Source organism: Exiguobacterium sp. TDN 0502, assembly GCF_050846835.1.
Classification (GTDB): Bacteria; Bacillota; Bacilli; order Exiguobacteriales; family Exiguobacteriaceae; genus Exiguobacterium_A.
This window is the reverse complement of record NZ_JBOZGJ010000013.1, coordinates 14,257-40,041: the sequence shown is the minus strand read 5'-3', so window position 1 is coordinate 40,041 and position 25,785 is coordinate 14,257. Positions and strand designations below refer to the sequence as shown.

Below are 25,785 nucleotides of genomic sequence, written 5' to 3'. Positions count from 1 at the left end.
CATTCAGTAAAATTCAATCGTCACATCGTTGTACCCATTGGTTTTAAGGAAAGAGGTTAATAATTTTTGTATGCGTACATCTGCCGCTTTTAGAAAACCTTGCTGAATTTTTTTCTCTTCAATTTTCCTTTTTTCTTTGTTGATGTCATCAAAAATCTGCTGGGATTGATAATCAGAAAAAATATTCCCTTTGACATCCGTTACCTTGGCTGTATCTGTATCCGCTACATTATCAAGGATCGTCGCATTCGGAACCTTAACGTATAATTGCTTCGCTGTTTCGTCATAAGATAACTGTAATTTTGAGAGATCCGTTCCCGCTTTTAAATAACCATCATATTCAATTAGTTTGATTGCCTCTACTAGCTTCATGTCGGTGAACGGTACCTTTTTACTGCTTCGACTGACTATGACCTTGCTATATTCATATTTTAAAGTAGTCCATTCGGACAATTCGACTAATCGTTCCTTTACTAGAGCGGTATCAGAACTTTTAGTTGTAGAAAAGAGAGAAGGTTTAAAATAGAAAACGGCTCCGGCACCGACTATTCCTATGATCACAAAAATGACCAACATGTTCATAACGAATTTTTTCATCTTTAAAAGTCTCCTTACATGTGTATCATTAAATTTCGAGTATAAAGAATATATCTACACTCTAGTTAAAAAGAGGTGATATGATCCACAGTAATCACATCACCTCCTCCATTCATAACTTCTTGCTATTCACTAGATTACATAGCTCTTTTACATACTGCATAACATTCTTCGATATGTGAATTTCCCAAATACTTCATTGCACCAAAACTAATTCCGGCTGAAACGGCCTGTCCTACAAAGGGAACGTACTTTGTAACCTGTTTAATTGCCATTTTGGCACCCATTCTTTTTAGTAATTGTGCAACTACTGTTTTTGTAATATACTTCCCAACCAATTCGCTACCGACTGAAGAAATAATGATTGCGAGTCTTCCTTTTATTTCAGAATCGAGCTGATCAATCTGCTCAGGAGATAATCCAAATTTCCGATTAATTGCCGGAAGTAGCTCCATCATAATGACAACATCTGCTCCGACGTCTGCTCCGGGAATAGGCACGACTGCGGCTGCGGCTGAAGCCGACGCTCTTTTATTAACCATTGAATGACACTCTGCTTTAATACGGTCTAACTCTGAATTAGAAATAGGTAACACGTTGTTTCCCCCGATTCTTAAATTAATTTCTATACTAACAAAAGATGGCATCTCTTAATGATTATCGGTTTCATTCCTTAAATTTACAATCCTTTTTATTATTAGATGCAAAAAGTTAGTTATCCGTAATATCTTTTATTTTTAAATATCAATAAGAAGTATCTCAGGATTTTTAAAAGCGTATCCGGACTGCTTTATGCTATCCTGTTTCTTCAATTGCACACTAAAATCCGATAGAAATGGTTGCCTATACGTGTATGCGTTATTAAGCGATTATTAAGTCATGACGTCATTCATCAGATGATCGTCAACGTACTCAAGCAAACAAAATAAAAACAGACGTTGTCCAAGTAATAAACAGCGTCTGTTCTTCGTTTTGCATATTCAAAATCTGATTGGCATTATTTACTAAATCATGCGTTTTATCTGACGTTCTATCCGGTATAGTGAAAACAACGTCATTATCCGTTTAGGGAGGTATAGCTCATGCGAAACGTTTTGATTCCAACTGGCGTCATCTTAAGCGGTGCAGGTCTTTACATGACATTAGAGAGTCACGTGCCTGCATTACTCGTTACGGGCATCATCATGCTGTTTGGTTGTGGTATCGGTATCATCACGAAAGAAAAGTCGGAATAATCCATAGATCCAGTCAGGAGGATAATTATGATTCAACAATTCATAAATGAACAGCAGTCACACGATATGATTGGCGGGTTTATCGCCAAGTCTGCCAACCCAATCCTTGCTCACGTCAATCCATTGCGTTTACAAGAAAAAGACCTCGTGGTATTGATTCAAGCGGATCAATCGATTGTTGTCTCTTTTGCTAATTCACAAGATCAATCAGGTTGGACGCCACTATCACGAGAGCAGATTCATCAATCGAAAAGTCTACTCGCACCTAAGACATGCTACTTTAAGATTACGCACGGTGAATATGCCGGAACCTATTTGATTTCACCGGATTTGATCGTGAATGAACAGTTCAAGAATGAAACGGACTACTTACAAGTTCTAACATCAACAGTGAATGAGTAACTTATAGATGTTTGATCAAAACGATTTCGTCTTTAATCGGAACTCCCTTTTCGTTGTACAACGGGATTTCCGGTTTTATTTTGCGTGCAAGTTCCACGGCATTCGGAATCACTTTCGATATTGTATATTCCCGATGTTGATAGAAACGCATTGCATGCTCATTATCATTCGTCGTAAAAAGTGTCAGCAACTTACATTGTTGCTGTGCTGCTCTTTCTTCTACCGCTTGCATCAACCGTGAACCGATTCCTTTGCCTTCTTCAAGACTATCCAGTGAAATGATTTCGCATGTCTGTGAAGTAATATAATAGGTGATCAGTCCCATGATTTCATGATCATCGTTCGTGACATAAAATCCATCCAACAGACTACAATCATGAACACCTGTCGACGTTACCATTTGCGAACTGCCCCAGTGCTCAGTCAAAAAGGCTTTAATCTGACAACGTGTTTCTTCAATGACATGAATAATCATTATGTCCTCCATTCATTTCTAATATTTAATCTACATAACGATTCCAAGTTAAGTGTTCATTTAAGTCTTTCCACGTTAATAAAGTATACGGAGTTCCCGTCTCTAATTTTATCGATACATTTTCTGCTATCACTTTTATACGTTTGGCTGAATCATCTCTTTTTCCTGCAGGATAAACAGCTACTTTATCAAATAATAACTCTCCATCTGCTTGCGTTTTTTTTTCAATTTAGGATCTTCTTCCCAACGATTAAGGTCAACACCACTCTCAATGATATGTAATGCCTCACTTTTCACTTGATCTTGAAGTCTTTCTAATTTCCATTGTATTAAGGCAAAAGATAACCAAAAAGCTGTAATCTTTTCATCGTCTATCTCATCCAGATATTCTTCAATAACAACTTTCGTTGCTTCTTCATTCGTAAAGTTGTCGCCTAATAAATCCTTATATCTAAAACTAATATCTTCTGCTATGTCATCAGACAATATCGCTACTCCCCAAACTCCTATCTGTTCTCCACCTCCATAATTTTCATGTCCTTTTGATTAATTGAAACGTTAACTTATAGAAAAAAGCGTCAAAGACATGTAGGATGTGCTTTGACACTTCAGAATGATATTTATACGTTTACTTATGATACGGCTCATTCCGATTAATCCGGTACGCCCGATAAATCTGTTCACAGAGAATCATCTTCATCAATTGATGCGGGAATGTCATCTTGGAAAACGAGATTGTATCATTCGCACGCTGCATCACTTCTGGTGCGAGACCGAGCGAGCCACCAATGACGAAGGCAATTTTACTCTTGCCGTATGTCGCGAGTTGATCGAGTTCTTTTGCAAACTGTTCGCTCGTCCGTTGTTTTCCTTCGATAGCAAGTGCGAGGACGTGAACATCCGGTCCGATCTTCGCTAAAATCCGTTCGCCCTCTTTTTTCTTCACTTGCCCCATCTCCGCTTCACTCAACTGCTCCGGTGCCTTTTCGTCCGCGACCTCGATTTCTTGGATCGAACAGTAGGCGCCGAGACGTTTCGTATATTCGGCGATGCCTTGCTTCAAATACTTCTCTTTTAGCTTTCCGACCGTAATAATGGTAATTTGCATCTTTTTTCTCGCTTTCTGACAGAAAATTCAGGAGTTATCCACAGAGTTATCCACAAATCCACATGTTGATATTTATTTTTTGCTTGACACAAGATATGTTGCCGGTGCCTCGCAGTATTCACAGGTGATGTTTTTTTCTGGATTTAGCTGATTGAGAATCGGGTATTGTTCTGTTTCATCTACGATTTCGTCAAGTGCGAGCTCGACATGTTCTAAACAGACGTACTTATCCACAGGTTGTCTCCTCCTTTCACTTATCCACATTTATCCGCTTCCAGTATAACAAATATCGACCTTCCTGACCTGAAAAGCCGTAGGTTTCCTCACTCAAAAAAACCATCCACAGGTCGGACCTGTGGATGGTTTTGAGATGATGCCTTACTGGACGGTCGGAGACTGGGCGGACAACTTCACATCTGCTGTCTGCTTTTCACCGCCCCGGTAGAACGTGACTTTGACCGTTTCACCAACTTTTGCATCCCGGTAGAGTACGCTTTTCAAATCAGCGAACGATGCAATTGCTTTGCCGTTGATCTCAACGATGACATCGTTTGCTTTCATACCTGCTTTTTCGGCTCCGCTATTACGGGTTAAACCGACGACGACGATTCCTTTCGTGACATCATTCGGCAATTTCAGACGATCTTCGCGGTATCCGCTTGGAAATTCCTGCACGTCACGGATCTGAATCCCGAGCTGTGGACGAACGACTTCACCATTTTGCTCGAGATCACGCATGATTGGTAACGCTTCGTTGATCGGAATCGCAAATCCGACGCCTTCGACGCTCGCTTCTGCAATCTTCATCGAGTTGATTCCGATCAATTGACCAGCTGTGTTGATGAGCGCTCCACCGGAGTTCCCCGGGTTGATCGCGGCATCCGTTTGAATGACTTCCGTGTTGAAGTCTTGCTGTCCATCCTTATTCGTATCGACTGGAACCGTTCGTTCCTGCGCACTGATGACACCGCGTGTGACCGAGTTCGCAAAGATTCCGAGCGGATTTCCGATCGCAAGCACCGTTTCACCGGCACGTAACGTATCCGAATCCCCCAGTTTTGCGACTTGTGTCACTTTCGATGAATCAATCGACAGGACCGCTAAATCGTACGTCGGATCTTCGCCGAGAACTTTTGCCTCGAGTGCCGTTCCGTCGGATAACGTGACAGACAAGCGGCTTGCGCCTTCAACGACGTGGTAGTTCGTGACGACGTAGGCTTTATTCCCGTCTTTTTTATAGATGACGCCGGACCCGGCACCCGTTTCCTGATCGGTTCCCCGGAACGAGCTCTGCAGGTTCGTTACGCTCACGACGGCTTCCTTCGTCTTACTGACCGCGCCGACGATATCGGCTTCATCCTCTGTCGTCTGTGTCGCGGTCTGTTCCGCTGTTGTTGATGAAATCGGAGTCGGACTCGTCATCTCATCGCGGACGAACGGCCACGCGACGAGGGCAATCAGCAAGGCACCAACGATTCCGCCGATCAGACCGACGAAAAAGGCTTTTCCGGCACCGCGACGACGCGGGGATTCCGGTTGTTCTTCATATGGTTCACGATAAGGGCTGACCGGTTCGCTCGTTGCCGGCTGACGGGGCGGGAAGCCGCTCTCATCGGAAGATGGTTTGTGTTGTTCGGATTCGTTCCGTGGTTCTTCTGGTCGATCCATCGACATACGCCTCCTTTATGGCTCTCTTTACACAAGTATACCCCCATCACGTGGCAAATGAGCCAAATGTGGGGGTCTTTTGAGCATATTCAGTAATTTCCCATAATCAGAGCTTCAGGAGCGGCGTCGGGATGACCGGATCCGTGTCGAGGAGCTGAATCTTACTCAAATCAACGTCACGGCTCGCAAGCGTCTGGGAGACGCTCATCCGGGCGAGTTCCTTCATGTTGTTGTCCTTGCTTAGGTGGGCCATGTGGATCCGTTTCGTCCGGTCGTCCAGGACCTCGCTCATCGCGATCGCGGCGTCCTCGTTCGAGACGTGTCCGTAATCGCCGAGGATCCGGCGCTTGACGCTCCAAGGGTAATGTCCCATCTGGAGCATCCCGATGTCGTGGTTCGCTTCGAAGATATAGGCATCGGCGCCGCGAATGACACCTTTCATCCGGTCCGAGACGTATCCCGTATCCGTGATATGTGCCAACCGTTTTCCTTCATGGGCGAACTGGAAGAACATCGGATCCGCCGCATCGTGACTGACGTTGAACGATTCGACTTCGATGTCACCGAACTGCTTGACCTCTCCGACTTCCCAAAGGAACTTCAATGCCGGATCAATCTTGCCGATTTTCGCTTCCATCGCCGCCCATGTCTTTTCATTCGCATAGAGCGGGATGTTGTACTTCCGTGCCATGATGCCGACGCCTTTGATATGGTCGGAGTGCTCATGGGTGACGAACAGACCATCGATGCCATGTGGCGACCGGTCGATCTGGTCGAACAAGGCGAGCATCGCCTTACCGGTCAGTCCCGCGTCGACGAGCAGCCGGGTCTGTTCACTTTCGATATAGAGGGCGTTCCCCGTCGAGCCACTGGCCATGACGCTGTAGTGTAGGCTCATCGTGCATTCCTCATTTCTCTGAGACTGTATCCAATCGTTCGACGGTCTGGACACCGCCGTCAATCGCATTGACGAAGTAGACTTCTTCATTGTCGAGCTCGATTTGCCACGTCGGCGGCAGGATTTGGACGGATTCCGTTCCTTCCGTGACGAGACAGAAATACCCGAGCTTGTGACTCGTCAACCGCTTCGATACCGGAAATAAGCCTTGCTCCGACAACTGGACGATCGCTTCACTTGCCGACAACAACGTCACGTCCTGTGCTTGACGGACGACTTTGTTCAAGTGGCGTTGCTTGTAGCTGACGATTTCCTTCGCATCGTTAAGCTGCAAGACGAGCAAAGACGGTCCGATCATCGCATCATCCTCACGCGATTGCTGCGGTGTCGAATAGAGCGGTTGTCCTTTGTACGTCTGAACGAAGGTCATCTCCTGATACTTATTATCATACTTCCAAAATGTATATTCCGCACCATAGCGGACCGATGCCTGAACGAACGAGGTCGCAGAATCCCGCATCGTCTTCGGCTCGAGACGTTGTGGTTTCGTCAAACGAACCGACCACTCGACATCATTTTTGACCGAGGCGACCGCATCCCGAATCGGTGAACTCGCAAGTGGTTCCAGTGTACGGGTATCGACTTCTGCCGTCAAATAACCAATATCCCGCGTGATCGGTTGCAGTTTCTTCTCATCGATTTGACGATCCTTCAAAATCGTCTTACCGGTCGCACTCGTTGCGACGATCCGCGGCTCGACCATCCGGTCCATCAATTGAATGGCGAGGTAGACGTTCAGGATCAAAAAGGTCAGCATCAATAACGTCTTCGCTTTACTCCAGTCCATTCCTCCTCACCCCTCATTCCTGACAGCTTGATTGATCGATTGCCAAACACCATCGATTTTTACGAACCATGTCGGTTCAAAGACGGCATAACGACTCGTTGAGATTTTATACGTCATCTCGTATCCGATCCGGATGCCGCTGATTTCCGTCAACAGTTTCGCATCCTTCAAGCGTTCGAGGACCGTCTCAACGGCTGGCACCGTCTCTTCCCTCAGAATCAGCTTTCGTTTCGCACGCAGCATGCTGCGGCTCATCGAACGGATCTGATTTTCCTCATACATGATCTTGAGTGTTGCGAGATCAAACTTCGTCTGCTCAAGGAGTGGACCGCTTTCCCCGAAAATCGGATAGCGGTTCAAGTACAACCGGAACGTTGCCGTCTGCCGTTCTCCTTTTTTACTCATTTGGTCAAAGTAATACCGGAAACCACTCCGCTGGGTGACTTGATCAAGCCAGCCCCCATGGATGTTGACGTAGCTGACGAGCGTGCTGTAATCAACGGTCGCACTTTGGGTGTTCGGCGATAACGTATTGAAACGGTAGGCATTGTAGTTACGGTCGTATGTCGAAACGCTGACGCCGTCCGTCAAAACATCGAGATCGTCCCGGCTCTTGATTTGCTGGACGTTCGAATTCTCGGCGAAAAAGGCGCTGCGGATCCGGTCGAGCGGTTTTGGCGCTTCGTTGACTTCATCATAGACGAAGATTTGCTCGAGCCGTGTCGTTCCGGTCGCGACATACGTATAATCGCCACCGCTGAGCTCGACGCGGGTCATCGGTTTTTTCTTATCGTGTGCGAACAGTCGCTTCAGAACCGTCTCATCGCCGACGAGCTTGAAGTCCTTCAGGCGTCCTGTCGCTGACTCGAGACGCAGGATCGGTCCGTCATAATCGAGCAGATAGAGCCGTTTGATCGGTTCCGAGAAGGCGATCTGCTTTTCTCCGAGTAATTCCTCAAGGATCGTCGCACTGATCGGTGTCGGGAAAATCATCTCGACACTTCGATTCCCGATCGGGATGTTATTCGCCTTATCCGTCAGGACAAGCACACCGATATTAAACGATGCCCCGATCCGGTTGAGGAAGGTCCGTCCGATGATTTGCGTCTGATACGCCCCTTCCTGATCCGTGTAGACGAGCAATTCTGGATTGATCAGCTGATTGCTTTCAATCGTTTTTGAGGCATCAATCTCATTGAACGAGACCTGCTCCTGCTCGATCGATTCACTGCTTGGATGATAGGTCCAGAGCATCGCTGTCTGGGCGATCGAACCGGCGACGAGCAGGACGAGTAACAGCGAACTCCAGTGTTGTTTCTTCATCCGGCATCCACCTCTTCGATCACCTCATACGGAAGCGTGAAGTAAATCGTCGTGCCACGCCCCCATTCGCTTTCTGCCCAGATGTCGCCACCGTGTGCGGAAACGACGTCTTTTGCGATCGACAGACCAAGACCGGTCCCGCCGATTTTACGGGCACGGGCTTTATCGACACGGTAGAAGCGTTCGAAGATTTTTTGGAGATTCGCTTTCGGGATCCCGACCCCTTCATCCTTGATGCTGATGACGATCCGTTTCGCCCGCAGCATCGTCCGGACGGTGATCGTTCCGCCTTCCGGTGAGTACTTGATCGCGTTCGTCAGGATGTTATCTGCGACCTGGATCAATTTATCCTGATCCCCGCGGATATAAACTTTCCGCTTCATGATCTTACGCCGGAAACGAATCCGTTCCGGCTTCGTCATGTCGTGGCGATCGAGAATCTCATTTAAGAACTGGATGTAATCGAAGCGGACTTTGTTCATCTTATATTCCTTGCTGTCCATCTTCGACAGCTGTAAGAGATCGGTGACGAGGCGGATCATCCGCTCCGTCTCGTTTTGTGTCGTCTCAAGGAAACGCGGTGCGAGTTCCTCATCCTGATACGCCCCTTCTGCCAAGGCTTCAAGGTAGCTGCGCATCGTCGTCAGCGGTGTCCGGAGCTCGTGACTGACGTTCGCGACGAATTCACGTCGATCCTGTTCGACCTGCTCCTGTTCCGTGACGTCATGCAAGACGACGATCATCCCGGTGATCGGACCACTGTGTTTCTTGACGGGCGAGAAAAATGCCCGCACGAGGAACAGTTCGTCCTCACTACTGAAATCAAGCAGACGCGGTGGCATCGTTCCGTCTTCCGGAATCATGAAGTCGTCGCCGAGTGCCAGTAAGTCCTTCAAGTTCGTGCCGACGACACTTGCTTCATCGGCACCGACGATGTCCTTCGCCTGATCGTTCATCAGGATGACGCGCAGCGTCCGGTCGGTTGCGATGACGCCGTCGGTCATGTTCTCAAGGACACTCGTCAACTTCCGCCGTTCGGCTTCCGTCGTCGCGTTCGCCTCAAGCAATTCATCCGTCAATTCATTAAAGGAACGGGCGAGTTGCCCGATTTCATCGTCCGAATAGACCTTAACCTTCCGCGAGAAGTTCCCGCGTCGCATTTCGATTGCCTGGCGCCGCATATCGGAAATCGGACGAGTGATCGTCCGCGACAGCAACACCCCGAGAATCGATGTAATGACGAGGGCGATGACCGTTCCGGTCGCGAGAATCCGTGTGACCTGTTGCATCTGCGAGTAGATCGACTCCATCGAAGCCCGGACATAGATCATCCCGGTCGTCACACCGTCCCGCTCTGAAGTGACCGGTACGGCGAAGATACGGATCTTATCTTCCGTTTCCGGATCGAGCACCGTATCCGTCCGGGTCGAACTCGTCGCCTGCGCTTTTTTAATCAGTGAATTCGTCGCCCGTTGTCCGACCGCCGACTGGTTCTCGTTATCCGATGTCGCCTGGATGATCGAGTCCTGGTCGATGATTTGGACTTCGAGGATGTCGTTCCTTGAGGTGGAGCCATTACTAAACTCAGACAGCAGTTGTCCTAGTGATTGGGACAACTGCCGCTTGGAGGCTTCATCATCGCCTGTTTTATCGAATTCCTTCCCGACGTTATAGGCGACAAGGCCTGCCCGGTCCTCGACCGACTTCGAGAAGTTCGTAATGTACTGCTTTTCAAGGGAACGAACGAAATAGACCCCAATGACCTGCATCGCCACTAAAATCAATAGGGCATAGATGACGACGAGTTTCCACTGGATGGATTTAAAGAAGTTCGTTCCTTTTAACATCGTTATTCATTCTCCCCGTCTTGGAGATAGTAGCCGACACCACGACGCGTCATGATATAGACCGGCGTACTCGGATTGTCTTCGACTTTCTCACGGAGACGACGTACTGTTACGTCGACCGTCCGGACGTCACCGAAGTAGTCATAGCCCCAGACTGTTTGCAACAAATGCTCGCGTGTCATGACTTGACCAATGTTTTTCGCAAGATAGTGCAACAATTCGAACTCACGTTGCGTCAACTCGATCTTCTGATCCTTGCGTGTCACGGTATGTGAATTCGTATCGATATACAGTTCTCCCACTTTGAGTGGACCTGGACCAGCCGGTTGCGGTGCTGCTTCCGGGCTCGTGTTCCGCAGGTGGACTTTGACACGGGCAAGTAATTCACGTGAGCTGAATGGCTTCGTTACGTAATCGTTCGCGCCAAGCTCAAGCCCGAGCACCGTATCAATCTCCGAATCCTTTGCTGTCAACATGATGATCGGAATCTTTGACGTCTTCCGGACTTCCCGGCAGACTTCCATCCCGTCCATTAGCGGAAGCATGATGTCGAGTAACATCAAATCCGGTTTGAACTCCTCGAATTTTTCTAATGCCTCCACGCCGTCGTTTGCGATCGCGACCTGGTAGCCTTCTTTTTCTAATTTAAACTTGAGTATATCTGCAATCGGTAACTCGTCATCGACGACTAGAATTTTACGTTCCGTCACTGGGTGTGCCCCCTTAAAAAATTTCTATTCAATCTATTTTACCTGTTTTTTCGGCATATAGAAAGGTGGCGACGGAAACTCCCGACGCCACTCCTTCTGCTGTTCATCGTCTTGCGGAACAGGTTCCACGTGAAACACTGTATTCAGTATACCTGTTTTTGCTTCCGTTTGTGAACCATTTCGCACCAAAAACGGTGCCGACTCAAAAGTCAGTCTCGACAAAGATAGGGATGTCAGAATGATGATCTGCCACCCCTATTCCGTAACAAAAAGAATGACGCGTCACACGCCACTCCTACAGGAAAAGCGCATTGATGCGCTGTCAGAGACAAACAAGACCCGCTTTCCTGCTTAAATGAAGCAGGAAAACTGGCTTGTGTCTCGCCTGAGGAAAGGGCGTGAAAAGACGCGTCATTCTTTTTTAAGTCAGTCCTTTTGAGACTTATGCTTCTTCGTAAAGGTCACGTAAGACGACTGTCTGTTCACGACCTGGTCCGACCGAGAATGTGACGAGTGAAATCCCTGTCAGATCTGCAATCCGCTTGACGTAGTTCTGTGCGTTCAATGGTAGATCTTCAAAGCGACGGACACCTGTGATGTCCTCTTTCCAGCCCGGCAGTTCTTCGTAAACTGGAACACATGCTTCAAGATCACGGAAGCTTGCTGGGTACTCATCGATCTGTTTTCCGTTGAATTCGTACGATGTACAGATCTTCAACGTGTCAAGTCCTGTCAAAACATCAATCGAGTTGAGCGAAAGATCCGTCAAACCACTTGTACGGCGCGAGTGACGAACGACGACAGAGTCGAACCAACCGACACGACGTGGACGTCCTGTTGTCGTACCGTATTCACGACCGACTTCACGGATTTGATGACCGATATCGTCAAACAATTCCGTTGGGAACGGACCATCACCGACACGTGACGTGTACGCTTTACAAACACCGACGACGTGGTCGATCCGGGCTGGACCGACACCGACACCTGATGCGACACCGCCAGCTGATGCGTTCGATGATGTGACGAACGGGTACGTGCCGTGGTCAAGGTCGAGTAAGACACCTTGTGCGCCTTCGAACAACACTTTTTCGCCGTGGTCGAGGCTATCGTTGACGACGACGGATGTATCGCAGACGTATTTCGCGAACTCTTGTCCATATGCGTTGTACTCTTCGAAGATATCGTCGAACGCGATTGGTTCAGCGTCATACATCTTCGTGAACATGCGGTTCTTTTGATCGAGAACGATCTTCAACTTCTCAGCGAACGTTTCTTTGTCGAGTAAGTCTGCCATCCGGATACCGATTCGTGCGGCTTTATCCATGTAACACGGTCCGATTCCTTTGAGCGTCGTTCCGACTTTAGCGTCGCCCTTTGCTTCTTCTTCTAACTGATCCTGCAGCTGATGATACGGCAAGATGACATGCGCCCGATTCGAAATTAACAAGTTATCCGTTGAGACACCACGATCGTGTAGATACTTCAATTCCTTGACGAGTGATTTCGGGTTAACGACGAGACCGTTCCCGATGACACATTTCTTATCCGAGTAAAAAATACCTGATGGGATCAAGTGCAATTTGTACGTCTCGTTATTGAATACGATCGTATGTCCTGCGTTGTCTCCACCTTGATAACGTGCCACGACGTCAGCTTGTTTTGAAAGAAAATCGGTGATTTTCCCTTTTCCTTCGTCGCCCCACTGTGTTCCGACTACTACTACTGATGACATCTTATCATCCACCTCCACGTACGATTCAAAACCACGACTAAGTGTAACGCGATAAAAAAAAGAAGTCAACCAAATGCCGAACAATTAATTGTTACAATTCTCTTTCGTTCGTTTAATTATCGTTTTTGATGAATAAACTGAGAATCTTTAGGTGAAAATAAAAAAAGCTACGTTTTGTCTCCGATTGATCGCAGACAAGACGTAGCTTGGATTAAGCTGGTGGCGCGTACGAGTTACTTGGCTCGAGATCCACGAACTTGTTGAATTCTTTTCGGAAGGCGAGTTTGACGGTACCGGTTGGACCATTCCGCTGTTTGGCGATGATGATCTCAATCGTATTCGCATCTTCCGTTTCTTTATTGTAGTAATCGTCACGATACAAGAAGGCGACGATATCGGCATCTTGCTCAATCGCTCCCGATTCCCGGATATCCGACATCATCGGTCGCTTATCTTGACGGCTCTCAACCCCACGGGAGAGCTGTGATAAGGCAATGACGGGAACTTCGAGTTCCCGCGCGAGCGATTTTAAGGAACGGGAAATTTCCGAGACCTCTTGTTGACGGTTGTCGCTTGAGCGACCATTCCCTTGAATCAGCTGCAGGTAATCGATCATGATCATCCCAAGCCCATGCTCCTGCTTCAACCGACGGCATTTTGCCCGGATGTCGTTGACCCGAATACCGGGTGTATCGTCGATGTAGATACCAGCTTGAGAGAGATTACTCATCGCAAGCGATAACTTGCCCCAGTCCTCTTCTTCGAGTTGACCGGTCCGGAGACGCTGGGCGTCGACGTTTCCTTCGGCACAGAGCATCCGCATGACGAGCTGCTCAGCACCCATCTCAAGACTAAAGATGGCGACGTTCTCGTCAGCGCGTGTTGCGACGTTTTGCGAGATGTTCAAGGCAAAGGCCGTCTTCCCGACCGACGGACGTGCTGCGACGATGATTAAATCGTTGCGCTGGAACCCGGCCGTCATCTTATCGAGATCCTGGAAGCCGGTCGGAATCCCCGTCGTCTCGCCGCTTTGCTTATGCAATTTATCAATCGTCGCATAGGCACTCGTCAAGACGTCCGAGATCGGAATGAAGCTCGCGCTTCCTTTTCCTTGCGATACTTCGAGAATCTTCCGCTCTGCCTCATTCAGCAGGACATCGACTTCATTTTGCCGTTCGTATCCGTCCGTGACGATCTCGCCTGCCGTCCGGATGAGACGCCGGAGGGTCGACTTCTGATCGACGACGTTGACGTAGTAATTGATGTTTGCTGCCGTCGGTACGCCTTCTGCGAGTTCCGCCAGATACGGTAGACCACCGATCTCATCTAGGATCCCAAGTGTACTGAGTTCGGCTGTCACCGTGACGAGGTCGATTGCTTCGCCTCGGTCGGACAGTACGAGCATCGCTTCAAAGATCCGTTGGTGCGAGGCCCGGTAGAAGTCCTGCGGTAGTAAACGTTCCGATGCACTGATCAGACGATCGGCATCAATCATGATCGCCCCTAGGACGGCTTGTTCTGCCTCGATACTTTGGGGAGGCATATTTTGCATGACTTCACTCATCACCGTTCCCCTTTTCTACTCACGCCTCTTTGACCTGAACGTTCAGCGTCGCTGTCACTTCGTTGTGTAACTTCAATGGGACCTTCGTAAAGCCGAGTGCCTTGATCGGGTGCTCGAGCTCGATTTTGCGTTTATCGATCTTGTAGCCCATGCTCTTGAGTGCTTCAGCGATCTGTTTGCTTGTAACGGAACCGAAGACACGACCGCCTTCACCGGCTTTCGTCGAGACGACGATCGTCTCTTTTTCGATTTTTTCTTTTAACGCTTGGGCGTCAAGCAAGTTCTGCTTCGCTTCTTCCGCTGCTTTGCGTTCATGTGCTTCATGTTGTTTCAAGTTTCCAGTCGTCGCAGGACGCGCCAACTTTTTCTTGAAGAGTACGTTATTTGCATAAGCATCAGCGACGTCTTTGACGTCCCCTGCTTTTCCTTGTCCTTTTACATCTTGTAAGAAAATAACCTTCATTCTGATTCCTCTCCTTTTGTCTCATCTTCTAGATATTGATCGATTGCTTTACGTAACGCATCCGCCACCGTGACGACTGACTCCGACATTTGCGTCGCCGCGTTCGTCAAGTGTCCCCCGCCGCCAAGCGTCTCCATGATCAGCTGGACGTTGACCTCGCCTAGAGAACGGGCACTGATCGCCGTTCGTCCATCCTGGAGTTCGGCGATGACGAACGCAGCACGGATGCCTTGTAACGATAACAGTTGATCCGCCGCTTGAGCAATCAAGACTTGATCGTGAATGACGCCCGGCTCCGCGGTCGCAATCGCCATTCCTTGCGTATAAACTTCCGAACGCTCGAGAATATGCGACTGCTCGACATACGTCTCAAGATCCTGACTGAGGAACTCTTGCACGAGCACCGTATCAGCCCCTTGCGAACGCAAGTAGGAAGCGGCATCGAACGTCCGCGAGCCGGTCCGCAGGGCAAATCCTTTCGTATCGACGATGATGCCGGCAAGTAACGCCGTCGCTTCAAGCATCGATAGCTTTTGATTCGTCGGCTGGTACTCGATCAGCTCCGTCACGAGTTCTGATGTCGATGATGCGTAAGGCTCGAGATAGACGAGAACCGCATCTTCGATGAAATCCTCACCTCGGCGGTGATGATCGATCACGACCATGTTCTCATCAAACCGATCCAGTAATGTCGGCACGACGACGAGCGACGGTTTGTGTGTATCAACGACGACGAGTAACGTCTGATCGTCGATCAATTGATCGGCTTGAAATGCATTGACGAAACGCGTCTCGAGTTGCGGTACCTGTACAATCTCATCCATCATCCGGCGAATACCACGGCCGATTTCTTCCGGTGGTAGAACGATATGCGCCTCCTTATCGTTCATCTCAGCCAGTTTCAGAATCCCGATCGATGCACCAAGTGCATCCATGTCGGGATTCTTGTGTCCCATGATCAGGACACGGCTCGATTCCTGCATCAGATCCCGTAGTGAGTTCGCGATGACGCGTGCCCGGACCCGTGTCCGTTTTTCCGTCGGGTTCGTCTTGCCACCATAAAAGCGGACTTTTCCATCTCGTTTGATGACGACTTGGTCGCCTCCCCGTCCTAATGCGAGATCAAGACTCGACTGGGCCATCAGACCAAGCACCGGAATCGGATCGCTCCCGCAACCAATTCCAATCGATAACGTCAACTGAACGCCACGCTGGCTTGTCTCTTCGCGGACCGTATCGAGAATCGTGAACTTCGACCGTTCGAGGACCCGCAGATTCTCTTCTGTCGTGACGATGAAATACCGATCGGACGCTGTCCGTTTGATGTACGTGCCGTGTTCCGCCGCCCAGTGATTCAACAGCTGTGTGACGCGGCTATTGAGTTCACTGCGCAACTGATCCTCGATCCCTTGTGTCATCTCATCATAGTTATCGAGATAGATGACGCCGATGACGGTCTGGTTGTCGACGAGCTGCTGCTCGACTTGTGCCTCTTCTGTCATATCAAACAGATAAAACGTCCGGTTCTCATGATTTGAGAACACCCGATAGACGGCATCCCCAATCTCAAGCGTCGCCTGGTCCTCATTCGTCGCGACCATCTCGATGAACAGCGGATCAAGCTCATTGAGCGTCTGTCCCATTGCTACATCATCAAAGATGTCCCGCATCGGATCATTGAACCATGTGACGAGTGTTTCCTCATCATATAATAAAATACCGATTGGCATGTTCGTCAACGCGTCCTGCCCCGTCTCCTCAACCTGCATCGAGATACTGGCGACGTAAGTTTCCCATGCCCTGCGTGCACGACGTTCCTCGAATAAGTGCAATCCGAAGAGGAGGGCAGTCACGACGGCTCCGACAGCGGAGATGATCGGTTCACGTACAGCGACGACGAGAAGCAGACCGACGATTAATAGATACGGAATGAAACGAACGATGCGCCGTTCCCGTTCCGGTGATACTTGTTGACCTGACTCCATCGTGTCCTCCTTATATGCTTATAGGGTTCATTTAAATTTTTAGTAACTTGTTTATTATAACCGAAAAGCAGGAGGGGATGAAAGAGAAGCGAAAAAAAGCACCACCCTCACGCATGAGGATGGTGCTACGAAATCAGTCAGCCACGTATGGGATTAAAGCCATTTGACGTGCGCGTTTGATTGCGATTGTAAGTGGACGTTGGTATTTCGCTGAAGTACCAGTCACACGACGTGGAAGAATCTTACCGCGTTCCGAAATGAAACGTTTGAGAAGTTCTACGTCTTTATAATCGATATGAGTGATGTGGTTCGACGTGAAGTAACATACTTTACGACGACGTTTTCCACCTGGACGACGTGCCATGTGATTAACCTCCTTTTTAACTTGGATTTTTCAGGACGATTCCCTTAGAACGGGAGATCGTCGTCTGAAAGGTCGATCGAACTACCGCCGCTGAACGGATCAGCGCCGAAGCCCGAATTCGATGAAGCGGGTGCTGGCGAGGAAGAGTTGTTCTGCTGTTGCTGTGAACCCCATCCTGCAGCATTCCCGTTTCCACCAGTAGATGAAGCGTAGCCTTCGCTACTATCCGAAGAACGGCTCGCGTTGCGTGATTCAAGGAAGCGGACGCTATCAGCGACGACTTCCGCACGATAACGGCGTTGCCCTTCTTTATCGTCGTAGCTGCTAATCTGGAGGCGACCCTCTACACCAGCAAGACTACCCTTCTTCAAATACTGAGCAACGTTCTCTGCCTGCTTGCGCCAGACGACGCAATCGATGAAATCAGCTTCTCGCTTCCCATCTTGCCCTGTGAAAGGACGGTCACATGCGAGTGTGAATCGCGTTACCGCAATCCCGCTCTGCGTATAACGCATTTCCGGGTCACGAGTTAACCGACCGACTAAAACGACGCGGTTAATCATCAGAATCACTCTCCTGTTTCAGCTTATTTCTCGTCTTTTGTGATCATTAAGCGAACGATATCGTCACTGATTTTCATGAGACGGTCAAGTTCTTTTGTAGCTGCTGGTTCAGCAGAAACGTTAAGAAGAACGTAGAACCCTTCACGCATATCATTGATTTCGTAAGCGAAACGACGTTTACCCATTTCAGTTGTTTTATCAACTGTACCACCGTTATCAGTGAGGACTTTGTTGAAACGCTCCACTGTTGCTTTGCGTGCTTCCTCATCAAGTTCCGGACGGATGATGTAAAGTACTTCGTATTTACGCATATCTGTCACCTCCTCTTGGACTGGCGGCTCGAATGTTCGAGCAAGGAGCAATAATTCATTACTCACATTCGTTAATACTACCAAAGTATTTTGCTTTATGCAATAACGATTCGTTCTGGATTAGACGTTGAAGCGGAATGTGACGACATCGCCGTCTTGGAAGACATATTCCTTACCTTCTGAACGGTAACGTCCCTGTTCCTTGACGGTCGCCATGTTGCCTGCAGCTGCTAAATCTTCGTACGCGACGACTTCTGCACGGATGAATCCGCGTTCGAAGTCCGAGTGGATGACACCCGCACATTGTGGGGCTTTCATCCCTTTTTTGAACGTCCAAGCGCGTACTTCCTTTTCACCTGCAGTGAAGTAGGTCGCAAGACCAAGCGTGCTGTAAGCCGCATGGATCAATTGATCAAGACCTGATTCTTCGATTCCGAGATCGACGAGGAACTCTTGGCGCTCTTCTGGCTCGAGTTCAGCGATTTCCTCTTCGATGCGGGCACAGATGACGATGACTTCCGAACCTTCTTTTTCTGCGAATTCACGGACGAGACGGACATTTTCGTTGTTATCTGCGTCCGCCACTTCATCTTCACCAACGTTTGCAACGTACAGCATCGGTTTCATCGTCAACAACTGGAAGTGTTTGACGAGCGCCGCCTGATCGTCTGTCAATTCAGCGAGACGTGCTGGTTTTTCGTCTTCGAGCAACGCTTGAACGATTTCAAGTGCCTCCAGTTCCGCTGCAGCACTCTTATCGCGTGCCTTGACTTGTTTTTGGACACGCTGGATCCGTTTTTCGACCTGCTCGAGGTCAGCAAGGATCAATTCGAGGTTGATCGTCTCGATATCATCGATCGGCGAAACTTTTCCTGAAACGTGTGTGATGTTCTCATCTACGAAACAACGTACGACCTGACAAATCGCATCGACCTCACGGATGTTCGCGAGGAACTTATTACCGAGTCCTTCCCCTTTAGATGCTCCTTTTACGATACCTGCGATATCTGTAAATTCGAATGCTGTCGGGATCGTCTTTTTCGGGTTGACGAGTTCCGTCAATTTCCGAAGACGTGCGTCCGGTACTTCGACGACACCGACGTTCGGGTCGATTGTTGCGAACGGATAGTTCGCTGCCTCGACACCTGCTTGTGTGATCGCGTTAAAAAGTGTTGATTTTCCTACGTTTGGTAAGCCAACGATTCCTGCTGTTAATCCCACTTGGAATTCCTCCTTTTCGGTATTTCCTAGGAAATCCGTGCTAGCGGCCGCAGTGGGTAGATTGATTACACCACGTCAGCACATCTTTCACAATTATAGATAGTTCAATTTTTTTAAGCAAGGAGCTCGACCGTCTTTTTTAATCATACTCGAAACGAACACAACTGCTCCGCTTACACAAGACAACTAAAAAAAACGGATCCGACCACAAGGATCCGATCCGCTTCCTATCATTCTGGTAAGACTTTTTTCAACCGTTTGTCAAAATCACGGCGTGGCATCAAGATGCTGGCACCGCAACCTTGACACTTGATTCGGATATCCATCCCGACCCGGATGATTTGCCATCGGTTCGTGCCACATGGATGCTGTTTTTTCATTTCAACATAATCATGGAGCTGATACGTTTTGGGAGTCATCGGTCTGTCCACCATTCTTCTGTTCTGAATTCATCATGACCATCCGAGGATACGGAACCATGATGTGTTCTGCTTCTAATCCTTGTTTCAGTTCCTTGCGAATCAGACGACCGGCTTGGAAATGTTGCATTGGTGGTACTTCCGCCATCAAACGATAGACGACTTCAGACGGTCCGAGCGTCTGAACGCCGAGCATCTGAATCGGTTCGATGAACATATCGGCGTACTTCTTCGTCGTACGATCCGCAATCTCATGCAAGACTTGTTCCACACGTTCGAGATCCTCGTCATAGGACACTTGAACGTCGACGAGCGCAAAACTATTATCCACCGAGTAGTTCGTCACTTGTAAAATTTGCCCGTTCGGAATGATGTGAATCTCACCAGTGAGTCCTTTGAGCTTCGTCGTCCGGATTCCGAGTTCCGTCACGACACCTTCAATCACACCGACCCGTACATAATCTCCGACTTTAAACTGGCGTTCGAAGATGATGAACGCTCCGGTAATGATATCTTGCACCAAGTTCTTCGCACCGAACGAAATCGCAAGACCGGCGATTCCGGCACTGGCGACGAGACCGGTGATGTTGATACCGAATTGACTGAGCACCGTCAACAACATGACGATTCCAAGCACATAACGGATCGCGTTTTGAAGTAGCTTCAATAACGTCTCATTCTGCCGCTGCGCGAGATAATCCTGCTCATTGATTTTCCTGATCGTAAAGAGACGTGAGACTGCCCCAGTCAAAACGCGCGTTAAAACATAGAACGCTGCGACGATGATGAGCGCAATCAGCAATTTCATCCCAAAACGAATCCACATGTCCGCATCCATCACTTGATTGATTAATTTATCGACTTGGGCGACGGACTCTTGTACATCTTGATTGGTAGCCATTCTCTCCATCCTTTCTTGTTCTCTCTATTACGACAGTATACGTGATTTTAGTTGAGTTTCAACCAAAGAACCTATTTCGACGTTAGATTTCCGAAAAAACCGGGAAAGGAAAATCATCTAAGACCCCTTCACTCTTGCCAATCCACCACGACACCGACATCAAGAGAAGAAAGGATGATTTCGATGAATTTCCGCTTTCATTCGCACGAGCCAAAGCCCTATTCTTTCTTTTTAGAATATACGGAACCGTTCGCGAAAGAACGCTTAGCTGAACAATTATTCGAACAAGTCTCCGCTGTACAGGAAAAACGTCCCATCGTACTTGTCTGTATCGGTTCGGATCGTTCGACGGGTGATTCACTCGGTCCTCTCGTCGGAACGTTTCTTGAAAAGCAGGCACCCGCTCATCTCCATGTCTATGGAACGCTCGCGAAACCGGTTCACGCGTTGAATCTCGCCGAAACCATCCACTCGATTCAAACGACCCATTACCGTCCACTCGTCATTGCGATCGACGCCTGTCTCGGTCGGCTCTCAAGTGTCGGTCATGTCTTTTTCTCCGAAGGGCCACTCGCTCCCGGCGCTGGTGTTCAAAAAGAACTGCCTGCTGTTGGTGATTTCAACATTAAGGCGGTCGTTAACGTCAGTGGTTTCATGGAAATGATGATTCTTCAAAATACGCGGTTACATCTCGTCTATGAACTCGCTGAACTCGTCGCGAACAGTTTCCATCTGCTCGATACGAAGTTGTCGGCTGAGTCGACCCGGACGACGATTTCCTTCACGCCGCGCTCGATCTAACAAAAAAGAAGCGTTCCATGACCGGATCGCTTCTTTTTCGTTACTCTTCTTCCGGCAACAATAAGTCAAGCAACCGGTTCAAATCATCTTCATCCGTAAAATCGATTTCTAGTTTTCCTGCTTGTTTGCCCTGTTTGATCCGCACTGTCGCGCCGTATTTTTCGCGAAGCGACTCTTCGACGAACTGAACGGCTGTCGCTTGTTGCGGACGTACTGCTTCCTTGCGTTCCCGAAGGGCCTGCTCCAAACGACGGACATTCCAGTTCTCTGCCATGACGCGTTCCGCCATCTGTTCAATCTTCTTCGGATGCTTCAGGGAAAGGAGTGCCCGTGCATGTCCCATTGACAATCGTTCATCCATTACAGCGTGTTGGACGAGCAATGGCAACTGCAACAACCGAAGACTGTTCGTGATGTGCGAACGACTTTTCCCGACACGTTGCGCCAGTTCTGCTTGTGTAATACCGAACTCCTCGATCATCTCCGCATACGCCATCGCTTCTTCAATCGCCGATAAATCCGCCCGTTGGATGTTTTCGATCAAGGCGAGTTCCATCACGCGCGTCTCGTCCGCTTCGATCACAAGAACCGGTACACGTTCGAATCCTGCGCGGCTTGCCGCCTGATAACGCCGTTCACCAGCGATGATCTCATAATAGCCATCACGTGGCCTAACGACGATCGGCTGGATCATCCCATGCCGGACGAGCGATTGCGCCAGTTCTTCTAATGCTTTTTCATTAAATCGTTTCCGAGGTTGAGTCGGATTCGGGCGAATCGCCCGAACAGGTAATTCATTCACTTGCCTTCTCTCCTAAACGTAGCGGAAGGCACGACCGCTTATTCCGGACGTGCCTTCACGATGCGAATTCGCACCTCTACATAGTCTTCACAATCGACTTCTTCTTTTTCGATCGTCAGTCCGGTCTGTTCGATCATATCAACCGAATCGCGAAGGGTATTCAACGCAATTCGAGTATCTCGAGCAAAACTCTTATGACGCTTTTTCTTCGGTGGTTGTGGTGTCATCAACCGTTCGACCCGGCGCTCCGTCTCTTTGACGTTCCATTCCCGTTCGAGAATTTCAGCGAGTACCGTTACCTGCAACGCTTCATCCTTGAGTGGCAGTAACGCACGCGCGTGACGTTCCGTGATCGTCCGTTGCTTCAATGCCTCCCGGACATCCGTTGGCAATCGGAGTAAACGCAATTTGTTGGCAATCGTTGACTGACTACGCCCAAGCTTACGGGCTAACACTTCCTGCGTAATTCCCTGTAACGCAAGCAGCCGTTCGTAAGCTTCCGCTTCCTCGATCGGTGTCAGATCCTCGCGTTGCAGATTTTCAATCAATGCCAAGGAAGCAGTCGTCTCGTCCGTCATCTCTTTGACGATAGCAGGAATCGTTTCCCAGCCAAGCGAGCGCACTGCCCGGTACCGTCGTTCTCCGGCAATGATTTCGTATCCTGTTCCTTGTTTTCGAACGACGATCGGCTGGAGCAAACCGTGCTCCTCAATCGTAGCGGCTAATTCCTCGATACGTTCTCCATCAAACACGGTCCGTGGCTGGAACTGGTTCGCGACAAGTTCTGTCAATGGTAATTCCTGAACCGTCTCTTGTGGGTCAAGCTCGATCGTAGCAGGTTTACCGAGCAGTTTGGCAATTGCATTTCTCACGTTGGCGCACCTCACCTTTATCAGTCATCGTTTCACGTGAAACGGTGTTTAGCTTAATGGATCTTTCGCAGGTGTACCCGCTTTACGCGGATATTTCCCGGGTGTTGTTCGTTTTTTATCTACAATAACGATATTACGCTCACTTTCCTCGCCTGGCAATTGGAACTGGAAACTTTCCCGTAAATTCCCACCGAGTACTTTTAAGGCAATCGCACCATCCTCGAGCTCTTCACTGACTTTCGCTGCCTTCAAGGCAACGAATTGTCCACCGACTTTCGCAAGCGGTAGGCAATATTCCGCGAGAACGGACATCCGGGCGACCGCACGTGCTGTCACGACGTCGAACCGTTCGCGGAATTGTTTGTTTTTCCCGAACTCTTCGGCGCGTCCATGATGGAACGCGACACCTTCGAGTCCGAGTTCCGTCGCCAAATGATTGAGGAAGCCGATTCGTTTGTTCAGCGAATCGATGATCGTCACTTTCAGGTGCGGGAACATGATTTTGATCGGTAGACTCGGGAATCCGGCACCTGCTCCAACGTCACAGACGGTCTCGACTGTCGTGAAGTCGAAGTAGAACGCTGCCGTGATCGAGTCATAGAAGTGCTTGAGATAAACACCTTCTTCGTCCGTGATCGCCGTCAGGTTCATCTTTTCATTCCACTCGACGAGTAGTTCATAGTACCGCTTGAATTGATGCAACTGCTGTTCTGAGACCTCAAGTCCCTGTGCTGCCAATGCTGTTACGAATTGCTGTTGGTTCATCTCGTTCACTCCGCAGTCAATGCGTATTGGCCTTGTTCGATATAAACAAGCAGGATCGAGATATCAGAAGGGTTAACCCCTGAGATCCGGGATGCTTGTCCGATCGAGAGCGGACGCACTTGGTTTAGTTTTTGTTTCGCTTCAATCGCTAATCCACTGATCGCATCGTAATCGAGACGATCGGGAATCCGTTTTTGCTCCATCCGCATCATTTTCTCGACTTGATCGAGTTGTTTATCGATGTAGCCGGCATATTTGACTTGGATTTCGACTTGTTCTGCTGCTTCTGCAGACAATGGTGTTTCCGGTGGTATCATTTGGGCAATCATCGCATACGTGATTTCCGGACGTTTCAGTAACGTGATCGCATGTAACGCTTCCTTGAGTGGTGATGCACCAATGGCTTCGAGCTGTGCATTCACGTCTGGTGTCGCTTTGATGACGACCTTTTCAAGACGTTTCATCTCAAGACGAATTTGCTCTTGTTTGTCGAGTAACTTCGCTTGACGTTCTTCCGAAATCAATCCGAGTTCATGTCCGATTTCCGACAGACGAAGATCCGCATTATCATGACGGAGCAACAACCGGTACTCGGCACGTGACGTCAAGAGACGGTACGGTTCGTTCGTACCTTTCGTGACGAGATCATCAATCATGACACCGATATAGCCTTGTGAACGTGACAAGATGAGTGGTTCCTTGCCTTGGACTTGTAGGCCGGCATTGATTCCTGCCACGATCCCTTGTCCTGCTGCTTCCTCATAACCACTTGTCCCGTTGATTTGACCCGCTGTGAATAAACCAGGAACACGTTTTGTCTCAAGCGTCGGCCAAAGTTGTGTCGGAATGACGGCATCGTATTCGATCGCATAACCGGGACGCATCATTTCTGAATTCTCAAGACCCGGAATCGAGCGGAGAATATCGTGTTGGACGTCTTCCGGCAAGCTTGTTGATAACCCTTGGACGTAGACTTCTTCCGTATCGCGACCTTCTGGCTCAAGGAAGATTTGGTGACGTGGTTTATCGTTGAACCGGACGACCTTATCTTCGATCGATGGGCAATAACGTGGACCCGTTCCTTTGATCATTCCGGAGAACATCGGGGAACGGTGCAGGTTCGCATCGATCAATTGATGCGTATACTCCGTCGTATACGTCAACCAGCATGGGATCTGTTCCGTGATCATTTGTGTCGTTTCATGACTAAACGGAAGCGCTACTTCGTCACCTGGTTGGATTTCTGTCTTCGAGTAATCAATCGTTTTCCCGTCGATTCGTGGTGGTGTCCCTGTCTTGAAGCGTGCGAGTTCAAATCCGAGTTCCTCGAGATGTTTCGATAGATTGATCGATGGCATCTGATTGTTCGGACCACTCTCGTAAGACAATTCACCGATGATGATTTTTCCGCGCATGAACGTTCCTGTCGTGATGACAACCGCTTTTGCTCGGTATTCCGCCCCTGTATTCGTGACGACACCAACGCAACGTCCTTCGTCATCGATCAACAACCGTTCGACGAGCGCTTGACGCAAGAGCAGATTCGGCTCATCTTCGAGCGCTTTTTTCATTCGGTTTTGGTATTCGAATTTATCCGCCTGTGCCCGTAGCGCCCGCACGGCTGGACCTTTTGACGTGTTCAACATTTTCATTTGAATATACGTCGCATCGATCGCGCGTGCCATTTCGCCACCGAGCGCATCGATTTCCCGGACGACGATCCCTTTTGCAGGACCACCGATCGACGGGTTGCAATACATGAATCCGACCATATCGGGATTCATTGTCAACATGACCGTTTTCGAGCCCATTCGTGCCGCAGCAAGAGAGGCTTCGATGCCGGCATGTCCGGCTCCGACGACGATGACGTCGAATTCACCTGCTTGATAAGCCATAGTACTGGTTCCTC

General features: G+C 48.9%; 29 protein-coding genes. 3 read left to right on the top strand and 26 right to left on the bottom strand.

All coding sequences use genetic code 11. The features are described 5' to 3' along the window. Positions 1–3: 3 nt before the first annotated feature. Complete coding sequence (locus ACRPK8_RS12840; protein ID WP_432238564.1) at positions 4–597, bottom strand: DUF4230 domain-containing protein; 594 nt, start codon at positions 595–597, stop codon at positions 4–6. A 137-nt stretch (positions 598–734) separates the two neighbouring features. Beyond that, on the bottom strand, positions 735–1,244 hold the full coding sequence (locus ACRPK8_RS12835; RefSeq protein WP_432238563.1) for a hypothetical protein: 510 nt from the start codon (positions 1,242–1,244) through the stop codon (positions 735–737). A 435-nt stretch (positions 1,245–1,679) separates the two neighbouring features. Here ACRPK8_RS12835 and ACRPK8_RS12830 point away from each other — a divergent pair, with 435 nt between their 5' ends. Then, a complete protein-coding gene (locus ACRPK8_RS12830; protein WP_432238562.1) occupies positions 1,680–1,832 on the top strand; it encodes a hypothetical protein in 153 nt (50 codons plus the stop codon). A gap of 27 nt (positions 1,833–1,859) precedes the next feature. Then, on the top strand, positions 1,860–2,234 hold the full coding sequence (locus ACRPK8_RS12825; RefSeq protein ID WP_432238561.1) for a hypothetical protein: 375 nt from the start codon (positions 1,860–1,862) through the stop codon (positions 2,232–2,234). Position 2,235: 1 nt separating this feature from the next. Here the strand turns inward: ACRPK8_RS12825 and ACRPK8_RS12820 are convergent, their stop codons facing one another. From ACRPK8_RS12820 to ACRPK8_RS12725, 20 genes are all read right to left on the bottom strand, one after another. Continuing rightward, a complete protein-coding gene (locus tag ACRPK8_RS12820) occupies positions 2,236–2,709 on the bottom strand; it encodes a GNAT family N-acetyltransferase (protein WP_432238560.1) in 474 nt (157 codons plus the stop codon). Positions 2,710–2,889: 180 nt separating this feature from the next. Beyond that, the gene (locus ACRPK8_RS12815; protein ID WP_432238559.1) at positions 2,890–3,195 is read right to left on the bottom strand and encodes a hypothetical protein; all 306 of its coding nucleotides are present in this window, start codon (positions 3,193–3,195) and stop codon (positions 2,890–2,892) included. Positions 3,196–3,337: 142 nt separating this feature from the next. Beyond that, the gene (gene rlmH, locus ACRPK8_RS12810) at positions 3,338–3,817 is read right to left on the bottom strand and encodes a 23S rRNA (pseudouridine(1915)-N(3))-methyltransferase RlmH (protein ID WP_432238558.1); all 480 of its coding nucleotides are present in this window, start codon (positions 3,815–3,817) and stop codon (positions 3,338–3,340) included. Positions 3,818–3,889: 72 nt separating this feature from the next. Beyond that, positions 3,890–4,051, bottom strand: coding sequence for a CxxH/CxxC protein (locus tag ACRPK8_RS12805; RefSeq protein ID WP_432238557.1), 162 nt, complete (start codon positions 4,049–4,051; stop codon positions 3,890–3,892). A gap of 144 nt (positions 4,052–4,195) precedes the next feature. Beyond that, positions 4,196–5,485 carry a S1C family serine protease gene (locus tag ACRPK8_RS12800; protein WP_432238556.1) on the bottom strand — a complete coding sequence of 430 codons (1,290 nt, stop codon included), beginning with the start codon at positions 5,483–5,485 and terminating at the stop codon, positions 4,196–4,198. Between the two features lie 106 nt (positions 5,486–5,591). After that, entirely contained in the window at positions 5,592–6,383 is a 792-nt protein-coding gene (locus tag ACRPK8_RS12795) for an MBL fold metallo-hydrolase (protein ID WP_023469840.1), read from the bottom strand. A gap of 10 nt (positions 6,384–6,393) precedes the next feature. Next, positions 6,394–7,230, bottom strand: coding sequence for a two-component system regulatory protein YycI (locus ACRPK8_RS12790; RefSeq protein ID WP_432238555.1), 837 nt, complete (start codon positions 7,228–7,230; stop codon positions 6,394–6,396). 6 nt (positions 7,231–7,236) lie between these two features. After that, entirely contained in the window at positions 7,237–8,553 is a 1,317-nt protein-coding gene (yycH, locus tag ACRPK8_RS12785; protein WP_432238554.1) for a two-component system activity regulator YycH, read from the bottom strand. Then, positions 8,550–10,400: a cell wall metabolism sensor histidine kinase WalK gene (gene walK / locus ACRPK8_RS12780; RefSeq protein ID WP_432238553.1), complete on the bottom strand. Its 1,851-nt coding sequence runs from the start codon at positions 10,398–10,400 to the stop codon at positions 8,550–8,552. The genes yycH and walK overlap by 4 nt, the downstream gene beginning before the upstream one ends. A gap of 2 nt (positions 10,401–10,402) precedes the next feature. After that, entirely contained in the window at positions 10,403–11,110 is a 708-nt protein-coding gene (gene yycF / locus ACRPK8_RS12775) for a response regulator YycF (RefSeq protein WP_432238552.1), read from the bottom strand. Between the two features lie 442 nt (positions 11,111–11,552). Next, positions 11,553–12,845 (bottom strand): adenylosuccinate synthase, encoded by a 1,293-nt coding sequence (locus ACRPK8_RS12770; RefSeq protein ID WP_432238551.1) that lies wholly within the window; start codon positions 12,843–12,845, stop codon positions 11,553–11,555. A gap of 211 nt (positions 12,846–13,056) precedes the next feature. After that, a complete protein-coding gene (gene dnaB / locus ACRPK8_RS12765) occupies positions 13,057–14,409 on the bottom strand; it encodes a replicative DNA helicase (RefSeq protein WP_023469846.1) in 1,353 nt (450 codons plus the stop codon). A 19-nt stretch (positions 14,410–14,428) separates the two neighbouring features. Further along, positions 14,429–14,872, bottom strand: coding sequence for a 50S ribosomal protein L9 (rplI, locus tag ACRPK8_RS12760; RefSeq protein WP_023469847.1), 444 nt, complete (start codon positions 14,870–14,872; stop codon positions 14,429–14,431). Beyond that, complete coding sequence (locus tag ACRPK8_RS12755) at positions 14,869–16,857, bottom strand: DHH family phosphoesterase (protein WP_432238550.1); 1,989 nt, start codon at positions 16,855–16,857, stop codon at positions 14,869–14,871. Before ACRPK8_RS12755 ends, rplI begins: the two co-directional genes overlap by 4 nt. A gap of 133 nt (positions 16,858–16,990) precedes the next feature. Continuing rightward, complete coding sequence (gene rpsR, locus ACRPK8_RS12750) at positions 16,991–17,221, bottom strand: 30S ribosomal protein S18 (protein WP_023469849.1); 231 nt, start codon at positions 17,219–17,221, stop codon at positions 16,991–16,993. A gap of 44 nt (positions 17,222–17,265) precedes the next feature. Then, complete coding sequence (gene ssb / locus ACRPK8_RS12745) at positions 17,266–17,784, bottom strand: single-stranded DNA-binding protein (protein ID WP_432238549.1); 519 nt, start codon at positions 17,782–17,784, stop codon at positions 17,266–17,268. 23 nt (positions 17,785–17,807) lie between these two features. Further along, complete coding sequence (gene rpsF, locus ACRPK8_RS12740) at positions 17,808–18,095, bottom strand: 30S ribosomal protein S6 (protein ID WP_023469851.1); 288 nt, start codon at positions 18,093–18,095, stop codon at positions 17,808–17,810. 120 nt (positions 18,096–18,215) lie between these two features. Further along, positions 18,216–19,316, bottom strand: a complete 1,101-nt coding sequence (gene ychF / locus ACRPK8_RS12735) for a redox-regulated ATPase YchF (RefSeq protein WP_432238548.1) — start codon at positions 19,314–19,316, stop codon at positions 18,216–18,218. A 230-nt stretch (positions 19,317–19,546) separates the two neighbouring features. Continuing rightward, positions 19,547–19,735: a DUF951 domain-containing protein gene (locus tag ACRPK8_RS12730; RefSeq protein ID WP_432238547.1), complete on the bottom strand. Its 189-nt coding sequence runs from the start codon at positions 19,733–19,735 to the stop codon at positions 19,547–19,549. After that, a complete protein-coding gene (locus ACRPK8_RS12725; RefSeq protein ID WP_432238546.1) occupies positions 19,707–20,636 on the bottom strand; it encodes a mechanosensitive ion channel family protein in 930 nt (309 codons plus the stop codon). The genes ACRPK8_RS12730 and ACRPK8_RS12725 overlap by 29 nt, the downstream gene beginning before the upstream one ends. A gap of 183 nt (positions 20,637–20,819) precedes the next feature. Between ACRPK8_RS12725 and yyaC the strand changes: the two genes are divergently transcribed. Next, positions 20,820–21,437: a spore protease YyaC gene (yyaC, locus tag ACRPK8_RS12720; protein ID WP_432238545.1), complete on the top strand. Its 618-nt coding sequence runs from the start codon at positions 20,820–20,822 to the stop codon at positions 21,435–21,437. A gap of 40 nt (positions 21,438–21,477) precedes the next feature. Here the strand turns inward: yyaC and ACRPK8_RS12715 are convergent, their stop codons facing one another. The 4 genes from ACRPK8_RS12715 to mnmG are packed head-to-tail and all read right to left on the bottom strand — an operon-like array spanning position 21,478 to position 25,771. Then, complete coding sequence (locus tag ACRPK8_RS12715; protein ID WP_432238544.1) at positions 21,478–22,239, bottom strand: ParB/RepB/Spo0J family partition protein; 762 nt, start codon at positions 22,237–22,239, stop codon at positions 21,478–21,480. A gap of 38 nt (positions 22,240–22,277) precedes the next feature. After that, on the bottom strand, positions 22,278–23,111 hold the full coding sequence (gene noc, locus ACRPK8_RS12710; RefSeq protein ID WP_432238543.1) for a nucleoid occlusion protein: 834 nt from the start codon (positions 23,109–23,111) through the stop codon (positions 22,278–22,280). A 48-nt stretch (positions 23,112–23,159) separates the two neighbouring features. Beyond that, positions 23,160–23,876, bottom strand: coding sequence for a 16S rRNA (guanine(527)-N(7))-methyltransferase RsmG (gene rsmG / locus ACRPK8_RS12705; RefSeq protein ID WP_432238542.1), 717 nt, complete (start codon positions 23,874–23,876; stop codon positions 23,160–23,162). Positions 23,877–23,881: 5 nt separating this feature from the next. Then, positions 23,882–25,771, bottom strand: a complete 1,890-nt coding sequence (gene mnmG, locus ACRPK8_RS12700; protein ID WP_432238541.1) for a tRNA uridine-5-carboxymethylaminomethyl(34) synthesis enzyme MnmG — start codon at positions 25,769–25,771, stop codon at positions 23,882–23,884. Positions 25,772–25,785 lie beyond the last annotated feature (14 nt).

Excerpts from the sequence above, each read along its gene's own strand:
- ACRPK8_RS12730 (WP_432238547.1), bottom strand. The coding sequence starts at position 19,735 with ATGACTCCCAAAACGTATCAGCTCCATGATTATGTTGAAATGAAAAAA.
- ssb (WP_432238549.1), bottom strand. The coding sequence starts at position 17,784 with ATGATTAACCGCGTCGTTTTAGTCGGTCGGTTAACTCGTGACCCGGAA.
- rlmH (WP_432238558.1), bottom strand. The coding sequence starts at position 3,817 with ATGCAAATTACCATTATTACGGTCGGAAAGCTAAAAGAGAAGTATTTG.
- ACRPK8_RS12840 (WP_432238564.1), bottom strand. The coding sequence starts at position 597 with ATGAAAAAATTCGTTATGAACATGTTGGTCATTTTTGTGATCATAGGA.
- rpsR (WP_023469849.1), bottom strand. The coding sequence starts at position 17,221 with ATGGCACGTCGTCCAGGTGGAAAACGTCGTCGTAAAGTATGTTACTTC.
- ACRPK8_RS12820 (WP_432238560.1), bottom strand. The coding sequence starts at position 2,709 with ATGATTATTCATGTCATTGAAGAAACACGTTGTCAGATTAAAGCCTTT.
- mnmG (WP_432238541.1), bottom strand. The coding sequence starts at position 25,771 with ATGGCTTATCAAGCAGGTGAATTCGACGTCATCGTCGTCGGAGCCGGA.
- ACRPK8_RS12835 (WP_432238563.1), bottom strand. The coding sequence starts at position 1,244 with ATGCCATCTTTTGTTAGTATAGAAATTAATTTAAGAATCGGGGGAAAC.
- yycH (WP_432238554.1), bottom strand. The coding sequence starts at position 8,553 with ATGAAGAAACAACACTGGAGTTCGCTGTTACTCGTCCTGCTCGTCGCC.
- ACRPK8_RS12725 (WP_432238546.1), bottom strand. The coding sequence starts at position 20,636 with ATGGCTACCAATCAAGATGTACAAGAGTCCGTCGCCCAAGTCGATAAA.
- ACRPK8_RS12825 (WP_432238561.1), top strand. The coding sequence starts at position 1,860 with ATGATTCAACAATTCATAAATGAACAGCAGTCACACGATATGATTGGC.
- dnaB (WP_023469846.1), bottom strand. The coding sequence starts at position 14,409 with ATGAGTGAAGTCATGCAAAATATGCCTCCCCAAAGTATCGAGGCAGAA.
- ACRPK8_RS12770 (WP_432238551.1), bottom strand. The coding sequence starts at position 12,845 with ATGTCATCAGTAGTAGTAGTCGGAACACAGTGGGGCGACGAAGGAAAA.
- rplI (WP_023469847.1), bottom strand. The coding sequence starts at position 14,872 with ATGAAGGTTATTTTCTTACAAGATGTAAAAGGACAAGGAAAAGCAGGG.
- ACRPK8_RS12755 (WP_432238550.1), bottom strand. The coding sequence starts at position 16,857 with ATGGAGTCAGGTCAACAAGTATCACCGGAACGGGAACGGCGCATCGTT.
- rpsF (WP_023469851.1), bottom strand. The coding sequence starts at position 18,095 with ATGCGTAAATACGAAGTACTTTACATCATCCGTCCGGAACTTGATGAG.
- ACRPK8_RS12800 (WP_432238556.1), bottom strand. The coding sequence starts at position 5,485 with ATGGATCGACCAGAAGAACCACGGAACGAATCCGAACAACACAAACCA.
- ACRPK8_RS12795 (WP_023469840.1), bottom strand. The coding sequence starts at position 6,383 with ATGAGCCTACACTACAGCGTCATGGCCAGTGGCTCGACGGGGAACGCC.
- yyaC (WP_432238545.1), top strand. The coding sequence starts at position 20,820 with ATGAATTTCCGCTTTCATTCGCACGAGCCAAAGCCCTATTCTTTCTTT.
- rsmG (WP_432238542.1), bottom strand. The coding sequence starts at position 23,876 with ATGAACCAACAGCAATTCGTAACAGCATTGGCAGCACAGGGACTTGAG.
- ACRPK8_RS12830 (WP_432238562.1), top strand. The coding sequence starts at position 1,680 with ATGCGAAACGTTTTGATTCCAACTGGCGTCATCTTAAGCGGTGCAGGT.
- ACRPK8_RS12790 (WP_432238555.1), bottom strand. The coding sequence starts at position 7,230 with ATGGACTGGAGTAAAGCGAAGACGTTATTGATGCTGACCTTTTTGATC.
- walK (WP_432238553.1), bottom strand. The coding sequence starts at position 10,400 with ATGTTAAAAGGAACGAACTTCTTTAAATCCATCCAGTGGAAACTCGTC.